The sequence below is a fragment of the Vulcaniibacterium tengchongense genome (assembly GCF_003814555.1).
GTDB classification, from domain to species: domain Bacteria; phylum Pseudomonadota; class Gammaproteobacteria; order Xanthomonadales; family Xanthomonadaceae; genus Vulcaniibacterium; species Vulcaniibacterium tengchongense.
This window is the reverse complement of sequence record NZ_RKQN01000002.1, coordinates 333,907-348,227: the sequence shown is the minus strand read 5'-3', so window position 1 is coordinate 348,227 and position 14,321 is coordinate 333,907. Positions and strand designations below refer to the sequence as shown.

General features: G+C 74.3%; 11 protein-coding genes. 3 read left to right on the top strand and 8 right to left on the bottom strand.

Annotated features, from left to right (window positions below):
* Positions 1–9: 9 nt before the first annotated feature.
* Both EDC50_RS07980 and EDC50_RS07975 read right to left on the bottom strand, forming a co-directional pair.
* Positions 10–1,014, bottom strand: a complete 1,005-nt coding sequence (locus EDC50_RS07980) for a GAF domain-containing protein (protein ID WP_199742121.1) — start codon at positions 1,012–1,014, stop codon at positions 10–12.
* A gap of 228 nt (positions 1,015–1,242) precedes the next feature.
* Complete coding sequence (locus EDC50_RS07975; protein WP_123769958.1) at positions 1,243–2,727, bottom strand: FAD-dependent oxidoreductase; 1,485 nt, start codon at positions 2,725–2,727, stop codon at positions 1,243–1,245.
* A 345-nt stretch (positions 2,728–3,072) separates the two neighbouring features.
* On the opposite strand from EDC50_RS07975, the gene EDC50_RS07970 reads away from it, so the two are divergent.
* The 3 genes from EDC50_RS07970 to EDC50_RS07960 are packed head-to-tail and all read left to right on the top strand — an operon-like array spanning position 3,073 to position 8,317.
* A complete protein-coding gene (locus EDC50_RS07970) occupies positions 3,073–5,637 on the top strand; it encodes a TonB-dependent receptor domain-containing protein (protein ID WP_123769957.1) in 2,565 nt (854 codons plus the stop codon).
* Positions 5,637–6,812 (top strand): phosphatidylinositol-specific phospholipase C1-like protein, encoded by a 1,176-nt coding sequence (locus EDC50_RS07965; protein WP_123769956.1) that lies wholly within the window; start codon positions 5,637–5,639, stop codon positions 6,810–6,812. The genes EDC50_RS07970 and EDC50_RS07965 overlap by 1 nt, the downstream gene beginning before the upstream one ends.
* 5 nt (positions 6,813–6,817) lie before the next feature.
* Entirely contained in the window at positions 6,818–8,317 is a 1,500-nt protein-coding gene (locus EDC50_RS07960; RefSeq protein ID WP_123769955.1) for a CehA/McbA family metallohydrolase, read from the top strand.
* Positions 8,318–8,568: 251 nt separating this feature from the next.
* On the opposite strand, the gene EDC50_RS07955 is transcribed toward EDC50_RS07960, so the two are convergent.
* From EDC50_RS07955 to EDC50_RS07930, 6 genes are all read right to left on the bottom strand, one after another.
* The gene (locus tag EDC50_RS07955; RefSeq protein WP_123769954.1) at positions 8,569–9,018 is read right to left on the bottom strand and encodes an OsmC family protein; all 450 of its coding nucleotides are present in this window, start codon (positions 9,016–9,018) and stop codon (positions 8,569–8,571) included.
* 50 nt (positions 9,019–9,068) lie between these two features.
* Positions 9,069–10,124, bottom strand: a complete 1,056-nt coding sequence (locus tag EDC50_RS07950; protein ID WP_123769953.1) for a hypothetical protein — start codon at positions 10,122–10,124, stop codon at positions 9,069–9,071.
* A 46-nt stretch (positions 10,125–10,170) separates the two neighbouring features.
* Entirely contained in the window at positions 10,171–10,878 is a 708-nt protein-coding gene (locus tag EDC50_RS07945; RefSeq protein ID WP_123769952.1) for an AraC family transcriptional regulator, read from the bottom strand.
* A 127-nt stretch (positions 10,879–11,005) separates the two neighbouring features.
* Positions 11,006–11,458, bottom strand: a complete 453-nt coding sequence (locus tag EDC50_RS07940; protein WP_123769951.1) for a nucleoside deaminase — start codon at positions 11,456–11,458, stop codon at positions 11,006–11,008.
* 70 nt (positions 11,459–11,528) lie between these two features.
* The gene (locus EDC50_RS07935; RefSeq protein ID WP_123769950.1) at positions 11,529–12,617 is read right to left on the bottom strand and encodes an HlyD family secretion protein; all 1,089 of its coding nucleotides are present in this window, start codon (positions 12,615–12,617) and stop codon (positions 11,529–11,531) included.
* Positions 12,614–14,251 carry an MFS transporter gene (locus EDC50_RS07930; protein WP_123769949.1) on the bottom strand — a complete coding sequence of 546 codons (1,638 nt, stop codon included), beginning with the start codon at positions 14,249–14,251 and terminating at the stop codon, positions 12,614–12,616. The genes EDC50_RS07935 and EDC50_RS07930 overlap by 4 nt, the downstream gene beginning before the upstream one ends.
* Between the last annotated feature and the right edge of the window lie 70 nt (positions 14,252–14,321).

The window sequence follows — 14,321 nt, the reverse complement described above, 5'->3', positions numbered from 1 at the left end:
AGGCGCGGCTCAGCCGGAGCCCTCGCGGTTGCCGGCCGGCGTGCCGCGCAGCGCGGCCAGGCGGCGGCTGTTGCCGATCGCGACGGCCGCCTGCGCCGCCACCGCCACCGCCAGGCGCTCGGCGCGCTGGGTGAACATCGCCGGCTCGGGATGGCCGAAGAACAGCCCGCCGAACACCTCGCGCGAGCGCGAGACCACCGGCACGGCCAGGTAGCTGCGCACCGGCAGGTGGCCCGCCGGCATGCCGTGGTGCGGCGGCAGCCGGCCGTACAGCGGCTCGCGCAGCACGTCGTCGCTGCGCACGATGCGTTCGCCGGCGAAGGTCGGCGCGAACAGCGGGGTGTTGCGCGGCATGCCGAAGCAGTCGAACGCCTCGCGCGGCGCCCCCGACAGGGTGTAGAGCCGGTAATGCCCGCGCTGCTCGTCCTGGCAGTTGTAGAAGAACGCGGCGTAGGCGGCGCCGGTCAGCTCGCGCGCGGCGTCGGTGGCGCGCTGCAGCAGTTCATGCAGTTCCACCCGCGAAGTGAGGTCCAGGGCGATGCCGAGCAGGGTTTCCGCCTCCTCGCGGCGCTGGCGCTCGCGGCGCAGGGCGCTGCCGGAGGCGCGTATCGGCCGCGCGGTGCGGGCCACGCATTCGAGCAGCTGTTCGCGGGTGAAGGGCCGGCGCACCTGCACGTAGTCGGCCCAGGCCTCCGGCACCGGCGTCTCGCCCTCCAGCAGCAGGACCACGCCGATCTCGAACACCGCCAGTTCCTCCAGCAGCCGCTCGACCAGCGGCGCCGAGTAGCACGCGGCGACGTCGGCGACCAGCACGCTCGGGATGACCGCGGTGCCCAGGGCCAGGGCCTGGGCGACGTCGGCGGCGACGTGCACCTCGTGGCCGCCGCTCTCCAGCCAGCGCCGTTCGGCGTTGCGCCGCGCCGGGTCCGCATCGACCAGCAGCACCCGCAGGCGCTGGCGCTGGGCACCGGCCGGCGTGGGCGCAGGGGGCGAAGGCGGCACGGCAACGGGCATGCGGACGCTCCGCGGCGTTCGGGAAGGGGCGGTCCATCGCAGGGGCCGGCATTGGGCTGACCTGACTGAAGCTTAAACAAAGATTCGTTACGGCCATCACAACGTACCCACCCGTCAAGAGCGGACACGGGCGGCTTGGCGATGAACGGGCGGGTTTCCGACCGGCGGCGCGGACACCGGCCTCCGCGAGGCGCGGCGGGGGCGGTTCCGGGCGTGGCCGGCCCAGGGCTAGGGTGCGACCCGCGCCAGCGGCGCGGTCGCCGGCCCTTCCAGCACGCTGCCGTCCGGGCGGAAGCGGCTGCCGTGGCAGGGGCAGTCCCAGCTGCCGGCCTCGGGGTTCCAGGCGACGTGGCACTTCAGGTGCGGGCAGACCGGCGACAGCACGGTCAGGCCGCCTTCCGGGTCGCGGTAGACCGCGCACTTGCGGCCGTCGACCTCGACGATGCGGCCGGCGCCGGGCGGCACCTGGTCCAGCCCCTGCACCTCGGCGGCGGCCAGGCGGTCGCCGACCAGGTGCCGGACCACCGCGGCGTTCTCCGTGGCCCAGGTGCGCGCCGACTTGGCCGGGGTGAACCGGCGCGGGGACAGCAACTCGGCGCCGCGCGGCTCGCGGCCGAGGATCAGCTCGCCGAGGATCGCCGCCGCGACCGCGCCCCAGGTCAGGCCGTCGGCGCCGAAGCCGGTGGCGATGTGGACGTTGCGGTGCGCGCTGCGGCCGATGTACGGCAGCCCGTCGGCGGAGCGGAACTGCTGCGCCGACCAGGCATGGCCGAACTCCGCCACGCGGAAGTGCGCACGTGCGTACTCCTGCAGCCGCCGCGGGTAGTCGACCCCGGGCTCGGGCTCGCCGGTCTTGTGCTTCTCGCCGACGATCACCAGCCACGCCTCGCCGCGATGGCGATAACTGCGGACCGAGCGGGCTTCGTCGCGGATCCAGTGGATGCCCTGCGGATACGCGTCGTCGGCCAGCCGGGCGGAGAGGCCGTATTCGCGATACACCTCCATTTCCGCCTGCACCAGGTTGAAGCCGATCGGCGAATGCGTGGCGATCACGACGTCGCGCGCGCGCACCTCGCCGGCGGCGGTACGCACGCGGCCTTCGCCGGCATCGACCTCGACCACCGGGCTGCGCTCGAACAGGCGGACGCCGCGCTCGTGCAGCACCGCGGCCAGGCCGCGCACGTACAGGAACGGGTTGAACTGCGCCTGCGCCTCGAGGGTGAGCGCGCGCGCGGTTCCCAGCGGCGGCGGGTCTTGCCAGCGCGGGTGCAGGCCGGCCTCGGCGGCGGCCTCGTACTCTTCCTCCAGCTGCCGCAGCCGCTGCGGATCGTCGCCGCGCACGCACAGGTACTGCGGGCGCCGGGCGAAGTCGCAGTCGATGCCGAAGCGCCGCGCGTCGCGCTCGATCCGCGCCACCGCTTCCAGGCGCAGCGCGACCGCCTCGCGCAACGCGTCGGCGCTCCACTTGCGGCGCAGCGCCGCCAGGCCCTGCGACAGCGTGCCGTACAGGTTGCCGGTGGACAGGCCGGTGTTGCCGGCGCCGATGCGGTCGGCTTCGACCAGCGCGACGCGTTGCCCGGCCTCGCTCAGCCACAGCGCCGTGGCGACGCCGGCGATGCCGCCGCCGATCACCGCGGTGTCCGCATCCAGCCGCCCGGACAGCGACGGGAACAGCGGCGTCGCCTCGTCCTGCGTCATCCACACGCTCTTCATCGCGTTCCTCCTTCCGTGCATGGCCGCGTCCTGTCTACTCCGCGCCGCGTCGACGGCGCGCGCAGGCGCGTCCCGCGGCGGTGCGCGAACGGGCCATGCCCGCCGCCGGCCGGTCGGCACCCAACATTTCCTTGCTTCGGAAGCAAGCGAATGCGGCGTGTCGGCCCGCGGCGCGGAAGGCGCGCGGTTTCGGCGGCGATCCGCGATGCGCGCCGCGCCGCCGCGCGATCGCGTCACGCCGGTGTCACCAATCTTTAAGTTTTGCCCAACAGGATGGCGGGCCTCGCCGCACGCGGACTACGGAAGGCCTGCGGCGGCGCTCGTTCCCCATCGACGACGCCTTCCATGACCCAACGCCACGACCTCAGCCGTGCGATCCGTCGCGCGCTCGCCCTGGCTGCGCTGATCGCGCTGTCCGCCCCCGCCGCCGCCCAGCAGGCCGAAGCCGCCGCCGTCGCCGCGGCCGACGCCGACCCGCGCGACCTCGACGCGGTGATCGTCACCGGCCGCTCCGGCATCAAGGAGCGCAGCAAGGCCGAAGCCAGCTATTCGATCACCCGCATCGACGAGGAGCGGCTGCGCATGCAGGCGCCGACGTCGGTGACCGAGGCGATGAAGTCGGTGCCCGGCTTCTGGGTCGAGGCCTCCGGCGGCGAGGCCAGCGGCAACATCCGCGCCCGCGGCATTCCGGTCGACGGCTTCGGCTCGGTGACCCTGCTCGAGGGCGGCGTGCCGGTGCAGCACGACCCGGCGCTCGGCTTCCTCAACGGCGACCAGGCCTTCCGCCTCGACGAGACGATCGAGCGCATCGAGGTGGTGCGCGGCGGCCCGTCCTCGGTGTTCTACTCGAACGCGCCGGCCGGCGCGATCAACTTCGTCCCGCGCGTGGTCGGCGACGGCGCCGAGGGCGTGGCCAAGTACACCGTGGGCGACTACGGCCTCAACCGCTTCGACTTCTTCTACGGCACGCCGCTCGGCGCCGGCGACTGGAAGCTGGGCCTGGGCGGCTTCCACCGGGTCGACGACGGCGTCCGCGACCCGGGCTTCGACGCCAACAAGGGCGGGCAGTTCCGGATCAACCTGAGCCGCGAATTCGAGCGCGGCGCGGTGATGTTCGACTACAAGCGCGTGGACGACAACGTCGCCCTGTTCCTGGGCATCCCGATGCGCACCGGCGCCGACGGCGAGATCCGCGCGGTGCCGGGCTTCGACGGCAACCACGGCACCATGGCCGGGCCGGAGACCGAGCGCGTGCGCATGCTGCAGGGCGACGGCGGCTGGTACGACTTCGACAACAGCGTCGGCACCGGCATCGAGCGCGACCAGTACACCTTCAAGTTCGACCACGAACTCGGCGCCGGCTTCCGCCTCGCGGAAGCGCTGCGCTACAGCGACACCCTGACCCGGCGCAACGGCCTGTTCCCGCTGCAGCTGATGAGCGGCGCCCGCTTCCTCGCCGATTCGCAGCGCCTGCTCGCGCGCGTGCCGGGCGCCACCGCGCTGCAGCTGCGCTACGTGGACGACCCGGCGCAGGCGTTCGACCTGGCCGACCAGAACGGCAACGCGCTGATGAGCGTCGGCGGGCTGCGCGGCGTGACCATGCCGCTGAAGGAACTGCTCAACGACACCCGGCTGATGCGCCGCTTCGAGTTCGGCGAGCAGAGCCACGACGTCACCTTCGGCTACTACCACGCCCGCTTCGACCAGGACTTCGACCGCTATTCGTCCAACGTGCTGCTCGACGTGCGCGACAACGCGCGCCTGCTCGAGCTGGTGGGCGTGGACGCCGCCGGCAACGTGGTCGGCCCGGTCACCGACGGCGGCATCTACCGCTACGGCTACGAGTGGGAGAACGCCAGCGGCCGCTCCACCACCCACGCCTTCTACCTGTCCGACGAGTGGCAGGTGAACGACGCGCTGCGCGTCGACGCCGGCGTGCGCCACGAGGAAGTGCAGGTCGAGGGCTGGACCGAGATCCGCCGCCAGGTCGACATGAATCGGGGCTACGCCGCCTCGCAGGTGCTCACCGGCTCCGGCCGCTTCGCCACCTACGACGAGAGCTTCCGCAAGACCGGCTGGACCGCCGGCGCGAACTGGCAGTTCTCGCCGTACTCGGGCCTGTTCGCCCGCTGGACCTCGGCGTTCCGCCTGCCGAACCTGTCCAGCTACATCACCCGCTACTCCAGCTGCGACCCGAACAACGTCGAGGCCTGCATCCGCAACAACGGCAGCAAGCCGCCAATCCAGACCATGGACCTCGGCGAGGTCGGCTACAAGTTCACCAACCAGGCCTTCGACCTGTTCGCCACGGCGTTCTACACCAAGTATGACAACGAGGCGTTCAGCAACTACGTCTTCGACATCAACAACAATACCTCGCGGGTCGAGCAGGGCTACGCCACCACCAAGACCTACGGCCTGGAACTGGAGGGCAGCTGGTACCCGAGCGAGTGGTTCGACCTGCAGCTCACCGCGACCCTGCAGAACCCCGAGTACGAGGACCTGCGCTACACCGAGCTGGTGAACGGCGCCCCGGTGCTGCGCGACTTCGTCGGCAACCAGCTGATCCGCGTGCCCAAGCGCAGCCTGCGCCTGGCGCCGGCGCTGAACCTGCTCGACGACCGCCTGCGCCTGCAGCTGAGCTACGAGTACCAGGGCGAGCGCTTCGTCGACCGCGCCAACTCGGTGCGGCTGCCGTCCTACGACGTGTTCAACGCCAGCGCCCGCTTCGAGGTCGATCCGAGGTGGTCGCTGTACGCCTATGTCGACAACATCGGCAACTCGCTCGGCCTGACCGAGGGCAACCCGCGCGCGGGCGAGCTGCAGAGCGGCGACGCCGGCGCCAACACCTTCTTCGCCCGTCCGATCCTCGGCCGCGCCTACCGCCTGGCCGTGATGTACCGCTTCTGATGCGCGCGCGCCTTCCTTGCGTGCTCGGGCTGGCGGCCGTTCTCGCGGCCGCCGGCGCGGCGCGCGCCGCGCCGGCCTGCGACCTGGAAGCCGCGGGCGCGGCGGCGCAGGCCTGCGACCTCGCCGCGCTGGACCGGCGGCTGCGGCTCAACGACCTGCAGGCGATCGGCAGCCACAACAGCTACAAGCGCGCGATCCCGCCGGACGAGCTGGCCGCGCACCGCGCCCGCGACCCGCGCGGCGCCGACGCGCTCGACTACGCGCATCCGCCGCTGGCCGAGCAGCTGCGGCGCGGCCTGCGCACGCTCGAATTGGATGTGTTCCACGATCCCGAGGGCGGCCGCTACCTGCACCCGCCCGGCGCGCACCGGCGCGGCTACCCGGCGCCGCCGTGGCCGGGCGCGGACCTGGCGCGGATGCGCCGGCCCGGCTTCAAGGTGATGCACCTGGCCGACATCGATTTCCGCAGCCGGTGCGTCGCGTTGCAGGCCTGCCTGCGCGAGCTGCGCGACTGGTCGCGCGCGCATCCGCGGCACGCGCCGGTGCTGGTGCTGATCAACGCCAAGGACGGGCCGGGCGGGCCCGGCGCCGTCGCGCCGCCGCCGTTCGACGCGGCCGCGTTCGACGCGCTCGACGTCGAGATCCGCGCGGTGTTCGGGCGCGACCACCTGATCGAGCCGGACGACGTGCAGGGCGCGTACCCGACCCTGCGCGACGCGGTGCGCGCCGGGCGCTGGCCGACGCTGGGCGAGGCGCGCGGCCAGGTGCTGTTCGCGCTCGACGAGGAACCGCGCAAGGTCGCGCTGTACCGCGGCGCGCGCCGCTCGCTCGAGGGCCGGGCGATGTTCGTCAACACCGACGAGGCCTCGCCGGCCGCGGCCTACCTGACCTTGAACGACCCCGTCGGGCAGCGCGCGCGGATCGCCCGCGCGGTCGCCGCGGGCTTCCTGGTCCGCACCCGCGCCGACGCGGACACCTTCGAGGCCCGCGCCGGCGACATGCGCCGGCGCGATGCCGCGTTCTCCGGCGGCGCGCAGTTCGTCTCCACCGACTACCCCTGGCCGGACCCGCGGCGGGGCGCCTACCGGGTGGAATTCCCCGCAGGCGGCTACCTGCGCTGCAACCCCGCGCGGCCGGCCTGCCGCGCGCCCGGACACGAAACCTCCGCGAAGTGAACCGCATGCCTCCCATCGCCGCGCCGTTGCGCGCCCTGCTGCTCCTGCTCGCCCTGGCCGGCGCGTCCGCGCGCGCCGCCGATGCGCCCGCGCCGGACCTGGTCCTGCGCGGCGAGCTGACCGGCGCTGACCACCAGACCTACCGCGAGGTGCCGTTCGAGGTGCCCGAGGGCACCGCACGGATCACCGTGCAGTTCGAGTACGGCGGCCGCGAGCGCAAGACCACGGTCGACCTGGGCCTGCTCGGGCCGGACGGCTTCCGCGGCTGGAGCGGCGGCAACAAGGCGGTGTTCACCGTCTCCGCCAGCGACGCCACGCCGTCCTACCTGCCCGGGGCGATCCGCCCGGGGCGCTGGGCGCTGCTGCTGGGCATTCCGAACATCCGCGCCGAGGAGCGCGCGCGGTATCTCGCCCGCATCTGGTTCGGCCGCGACGACACGCCGTTCTGGGAGCCCGCCGTCGCCCATCCGCCGTTGCGCGACGCGCCCGGCTGGTACCGCGGCGACCTGCACCTGCACGACGCGCACAGCGACGGCAGTTGCCGGAGCCAGGGCGGCGCCAAGGTGCCGTGCCCGCTGTTCCTGACCGCGCAGGCGGCGGTCGCGCGCGGGCTCGACTTCGCCGCGATCACCGACCACAACACGATGTCGCAGGCCAACGCGATCCGCGAGCTGCAGCCGTACTTCGACCGCCTGCTGCTGATCCCCGGCCGCGAGATCACCACCTTCCAAGGCCACGCCAACCTGATCGGCAGCGCCGCGCCGCTGGACTTCCGCGTCGCCGGCGGCCGCGACTGGAACGCGCTGCTGCGCGACGCGGCGCGGCTCGGCGGCCTCGTCTCGGTCAACCATCCGATCCGCCCGTCGGACGAGCGTTGCCTGGGCTGCGGCTGGACGCCGCGGCCGGCGGTGGATCCGGCCTTGCTGCAGGCCGTCGAGGTGGTCAACGGCATGGACGCGGACACGCCGTATTCCGGCGTGCCGTTCTGGGAGGCGCTGCTCGACGCCGGCCACCGCGCGACCGCGATCGGCGGCAGCGACAACCACGACGCCGGCCAGGCCGACGCCACGCCCGGGGGCAGCCCGGTCGGCCGCCCGACCACGGTGGTGTACGCGCAGGCGTTGTCGATGCCGGCGATCCTGGACGGCCTGCGCGCCGGCCGCGTGTTCGTCGACGTCGAGGGCAGCCGCGACCGCCTGCTCGACCTGGGCGCGCGACTGGGCGGGGCGACCGCGCACATGGGCGGCGAACTCGTCGCGCCGGAAGGCGCCACGGTCGAATTCGCGGTCGAGGTGGCGGGCGCCGCGGGCGCGCGCGTGGAGCTGCTGGAGGACGGGCGGCCGCTCGCCGCGCAGCCGCCGATGCCGGTCGCGCGCAGCCCGCAGACCCTGCGCTTCGCCTGGCGCAGCGACGGCAAGCGGCACCGCATCCGCGCGAACGTGCGCGGCGCCGACGGCAGGCTGCTGCTGATCGGCAATCCGGTGTATCTCAACCCGCCGCGCTAGGGCCGCTGCGCTCGTGCAAGGCCGACGCCGCCGATGCGAATGCGATCCTGACGTCGCAGCTGCAGTGCATCTGGCCGTCCTCGCCGGCGCCCGCCGATCGTCGGGGCGAGCGCGTGCGGTGCCGGAGACCGCAGGTGGCAGCGGGCGCAAGGGCGGTGTTCCCGCCTCCGCGGAAGGCGCGGGCGAAGCGCCGGTCCCGCGTCGCGACCGCAGCGGCGCGGCGGGCGGAGCGCCGCTGCGGCGGCGCGGTTTCAGCGCGCCTCGATCCGGATCTCGGTGCGCACCGAGTTGGCGATGAAGCAGTGCGCGTGCGCCTGCGCGTGCAGCCGCGCCAGCGCGCCGGCGTCGGGTTCCGCGCCGTCGCCGAACACGATCCGCGGCCGCAGGACGACGCGGGTGACCGCGAGCTTGCCCTCGGCGTTCTTCTCCAGCGTGCCGACCGCGTCGTCCTCGTAGCGGTCGACGGTCAGCCCCTTCTTCGCGGCGATCGCGAGCAGGGTGAGCATGTGGCAGGACGAGATCGCCGCGACCAGCGCCTCCTCCGGGTCCACCGCCGCCGGATTGCCGAGATAGTCCGGCGCGGCCGAGGCGGGCACGCGCTGCCCGCCGTCGAACAGCCACTGGTGGTCGCGGCCGTAGTGCCGGTAGTCGAACGGCCGCCCGTCGCGGCTCCAGCGGATCGAGGCGGTGTGCTCGGACATGGCGGCCTGCGCGCGGGAGGACCCGGGCATGGTACGCCGGCCGCCGCGCCTCAGCGCGGGCCCGGGCGCCGGCGGCGGGTGTCCTCGGCCAGCAGCTCGCGCGCGGCCCGTTGCAGCGCGTCGATGCCGACGCGCTCCGGCGGCGCGCCCAGGCGGGCGGCCAGGTCCGCGACTACCCGCTTGTTGGCGTAGGTGTGCGGCGAGTCCGGGTCGTCGCTTTGCGCGCTGACGAAGCCGCGCAGGCGCCTGCCGCTGACCTCGCGCGCCTGCGCCAGCTCGGTCAGCTTGGCGCGGTATTCCAGCGCCCACGGCGCGATGCCGGGGAACGCGTTCTGGTCGGCGAAATGCTGCGCCTCGTGGCCGAGGAACACCACCCGGAAGGCCTCGCCGTCCAGGCCCTCGCGGTAGCTCGGCACGATCGCGTACAGCCGCTCGGCGGTGGCCCAGCCCCCGGCCGAGCCCCGGCCGCAACGCGCGTAGCCGGACCAGCCGCGGCTGACGAAGTCGTCCAGCAGGTCCACCGGCACCCGCTGCCGGCCTTCCGGCAGATCGACGATGTAGTCGCGGCTGCGCTGGCTGCGCCACAGCATCAGCTCGCGCAGCGGCAGGGTCCTGCCGAGCTGGGCGTGGTGGCCGCGCTCGCGCAGCGCCGCCTGCAGCACCGGTTCGAGCGCGTCCATGTCGGCGGCGTCCGCCGCGGCGGGGCCGAGCCGCTCGCGCAGTCCGCGCAGCAACGCGGCCTCCTGCTGTGTTCGCTGCGCCGGCGCCCGCAGCGCGCGCCACCAGTAGTCCTGGTACAGCCGCAGCACGTCGCGCACCAGCGGGTCGGTGGCCGCCTCGAGGTCGTAGACCGGCGCCGCGCCGCCCAGGCGGGTGCGCATGCAGCGGCGGTAGCCGGCATCGGCCCCGGCGAACTCGGACGCCGGCACCGCGTCCAGCGCGGCCAGCGCGCGGCGCGCGTCGCCCTGCAGGATCGCGCCGGTGGAGGCGTCGATCGCGGCGACCGCGGCGGGACTCGTCGCCGGGTCGGGGTCGACCGCGCCGACCGGCGCGGCGTGGGCCAGGGCGAAGGCGAGGAGCAGGGCGCGAAGCGGGCGTGTCGGCATGCGGGCGGTCCGGGGCGAGCGGCGGCGCGCGGCGCCGCCGGTGCCGCTATGGACGCATGCCGGGCGCGGCGCCGTCTTGAACGGATTTGATCTGCCGCCGCAGCCGCGCCGGCGGCAGGCCGGCGAACCCGCGCAATGCCCGGGTCAGGTGGCTCTGGTCGGCGAAGCCGCTGCGCGCGGCGATCTCGGCCAGCGGCGCATCGCCGGCCAGCAGCGCGAGCGCGCGCCGGCAGCGCAGCTCGCGCCTGAGCAGTTGCGGCGGCATGCCGTGCGAGCGGAGGAAGCTGCGGCTGGCGTGGGCGAGCGATACCCCGGCGTCCCGGGCGAGTCGCGCGATCGGCGCGTCGCCGTCGCGCAGCGCGTCGAGGAAGGGCCGCTGCCAGTCGTGCAGCGGCGCCGGCGGCTGCGCCGCGCAGGCGGCGACCAGCGCCGGCAGCTCGTGCGCGCCGCGCGCGAACACCGCCGCCGCTTCGGCCAGCGCCGGAACCCGCAGCACCGTCACCGTCTCCGGCGCCAGGCCCGGCGGCAGGTCCAGGTTGATCACGCGCGCGCCGCGGCGGCCGAAGCGGTCGCCGTGGGCGTGGAAGCGCGGGTGCAGGATCAGGCTGCCGGGCACGCACTCGGCCGGGCCGTCCGCGCTGGCCTCGAGGTAGTCGCCGTCGAGCACCAGCGCCGCATAGGCCGTGCGGTGCCGGTGCGTGGCCAGGGCGTCGCCGGCGGCGTGGCGGGTCTGGTAGGCGCAAGGCGCGTGCATGCGCGCAGGATGCCGCGGGTTTCCCGCGCGCGCATCCGGCGGAGGTCATGCGGGGCGTCCGCCGCGCGCCCGGGCGGCGCGCCGCGCTGCGGTCCCGGCCCCATGCGGAACAGGCCGGCGGACCGGCTCAGTCCGCGCCGATGTCCTCGTTCCACACCTCCGGATGCGCGGCGATCCAGTCGCCGAGCAGGGCGATGCATTCGGCGTCCTCCAGGTCGACCACGTGCACGCCGTGCTCGCGCAGCCAGTCGATGCCGCCGCGGAAGTTGACCGATTCCCCGACCACCACCGTGCCGATGCCGAACTGCCGCACCAGGCCGCTGCAGTACCAGCACGGCGCCAGGGTGGTGACCATGATCGTGTCGCGGTAGGAGCGCTGGCGGCCGGCCTTGCGGAAGGCGTCGGTCTCGCCGTGCACCGAGGGGTCGTTCTCCTGCACCCGGCGGTTGTGGCCGCAGCCGAGCAGCCGGCCGTCGTGGCGGTACAGCGCCGCGCCGATCGGGATGCCGCCCTCGGCCAGGCCCTGGCGGGCCTCGGCGATCGCGGTCTCGAGCAGGGCGCGGTAGTTCGGCGTGGTCATGCGCGCTCTCCGGGGGCGGCGTGCAGTGCGTCGCCAGCATGCCAGCGCGAAGCGCCGCTGTCGCCGGCGCTCAGTCGCTCCCGGCGCCGGTCTCGACGCTGGCCACCACCGACATCCCGGGCCGCAGCCGCGCCGCCAGCGGCTGGCCGGGGTCGATCGCGATCTTGACCGGAATGCGCTGGGCGACCTTGACGAAGTTGCCGGTGGCGTTGTCCGGCGGCAGCACCGCGAATTCCGATCCGGCCGCCGGCGAGATCTCCTGCACCCGCCCGCGCAGGCGCGCGCCGCCGAGCGCGTCGACGCTGAAGACCGCCGGCTGGCCGATGCGCATCCGCGCCATCTGCGTCTCCTTGTAGTTGGCGATCACCCACAGCGCGCGCGGCACCAGCGCCATCAGCTGGGTGCCGTTGGTGACGTAGGCGCCCTGGCGCACCGTCACCTGGCCGAGCTGGCCGTCGCCCGGGGCGACGATGCGGGTGTTGGCCAGGTCGATCCGCGCCAGCTGCACCGCCGCCTGCGCGCCGGCCACCGCGGCCTCGAGCGCGCCGCGGTTGACCTGCACGCTGCGCACCTGCTGCTCGGCCGCGTCGAGCGCGGCGCGCGCCTCGGCCAGCGCCGCCTCGGACTGCACGCGCGCGGCGCGGGCGTGGTCGAGGTCGCTGCGCGCGAGCAGTTGCTGCGCGGCCAGCTGTTCGACCCGGCGCAGGTCGGCCGCGGCCACGCCGGCCTGCGCGCCGGCGGTGGCGATCGCCGCGCGGCGCTGCGCCACCGTGGCCTCGGCGCCGCGCAGCTGCTGCTCGGCGTTGGCCAGCGCCGCCCGCTGCGCCTGCAGCTGGGCCAGGGCCTGGTCCAGGCGCTGGCGGTAGATGCGGTCGTCGATCCGCGCCAGCAGCTGGCCGCGGCGCACGTGCTGGAAGTCGCGCACCGGCACCGCCGCGACGTAGCCGCTGACCTGCGGGCTGATGATCGTGACCTGGCCGCGCACGTAGGCGTTCTCGGTGCTCTGCACCGTGCTGTGGAACGGCGGCAGGCGCCAGGCGTAGAGCACGATCAGCACGCCGGTCAGCGCGACCGCGGCGAACGCGGCCATCTGCCAGCGCCGGCGCTGGCGCCGGGCTGCGTCGGGCGGGGTGCGGGAGGCGTCGGCGGGAACGTTCATCGGGCGGGGGTCCGGGCGAGGGCGGCGAGGCGGTCGCGGCGCGCCAGCCGCAGGCGGTGGAACAGCATCCACGCCATGGTCAGCAGCGAGAGCGCCGCGATCGCCAGGAACACGTCGTTGTAGGCCAGCACGTTGGCCTCGCGCGTGGCCACCGCGCCGAGCGCGCGCACGCCTTGCGCGTTGCGCAGCGCCGGGTCGGCGACGGTCGGGGCGTACGCCGAGGCGCCCGCCTGCACGCGCGCGGCGACCTGCGGGTCGAGCAGGGTCAGGTGCTCGACGAGCTGGCTGGAGTGGAATTTCTCGCGCACCGTCTGGAAGGTGCCGAGCGCCGCCGCGCCGACCAGGCCGCCGACGTTCTGCGCCATGCCGAACAGCACCACGAAGCTGATCAGGTTGCGCGGCTGGGCGATCACCTGGCCGATGCCGGAGACCATCGCCGGGCCGAGGAAGAAGGTGCTGCCGAAGCCGATCAGGAACTGGCTCAGGTACATCTGCTCCGGCCGGGTCAGGTGGCTCGAGCGGCTGTCGAGCAGCGCGCCGGCGGCGATGCAGGCCAGCGCGATCGCCGCCGGCACGATCATCCGGTTCGGGCGGATCGTCAGCGCGCTGGCGACGATGCCGGCCAGGCAGCCGGCCAGCACCATCGCGAACAGCCCGTGCATCTGGTCGTTGGTCAGCCCCAGCGCCTGCAGGAAGCCGACCGCGCCGGTGCTCTGCTCGGACAGGGCGATGCGGATCAGCAGCAGCGACACCGCCAGCCGCACCATCGTGCCGCTGGCCAGCCAGCGGGTGTTGATCAGCGGGTTGGCGCGGAAGTGCTCGAGCGCGAACGCCGAGGTCAGCAGCACGATCGCGCCGCACAGCGCCCAGCCGATCCACGCCGCCTCCAGCCACCAGTCGATCCGCCCCAGCGACAGCACCGCGCACAGCAGCGCGATGCCCGGCGCGAACAGCGCGAAGGTCAGGAAGTCCTCCTTCTCGAACGCCTTCACCCGGTCGCTGGGCGGCAGCTTCAGCATCAGCACGCCGCCGAGCGCGACCAGCGCCAGGCCCAGCTCGAACAGGTACAGGCCGCGCCATTCGCCGAACTCCAGCAGCTCGGCGGAGAAGATCCGCGCCAGCGGCTGCGCCAGCTGCGCCACGCCGATGCCGACCACCAGCCCGCGCAGGCGGTGCGCGGCCGGGAACGCCTGCATCGTGTAGTACAGCCCGAGCGTGCTCAGCGCCGCGCCGGCCACGCCGTGCGCGGCGCGCACCGCGATCGCCGAGCCGAGGTCGTTGACGAACAGGTGGGCGAAGGTCACCAGCGCGTACAGGCCGAGGAAGAACTCGGTGAACAGGCGCAGCCCGAACTGCTGGCGGAACTTCACCAGGACCAGGTTCACCGAGGCGTTGGTCATCACGTACGCGGCCGGCAGCCAGGCGATCTCCGCCGAGGTGGCGCCGATCGCGCCCTGCAGGTTGGCCAGGTTCGCGGTCACCAGCGCGTTGCCGAGGCCGCCGGTGATCGCGACGAGCAGCCCGACCACGAAGTAGCCGATGCGCCGGGGCGTGGGATGCAGCGGGGTCGAGGGCGAGCCCGGCAGCATCGGCCGCTCGTGCGGCTGCCATTCGCGCGGCGCGTAGCGGCTCATCGGCGCGTGTCGTCCTCCTCGTCCCGGCCCTCGCGCCGGGGCCCTATTGTCGCACGCGGGTGCGATAATC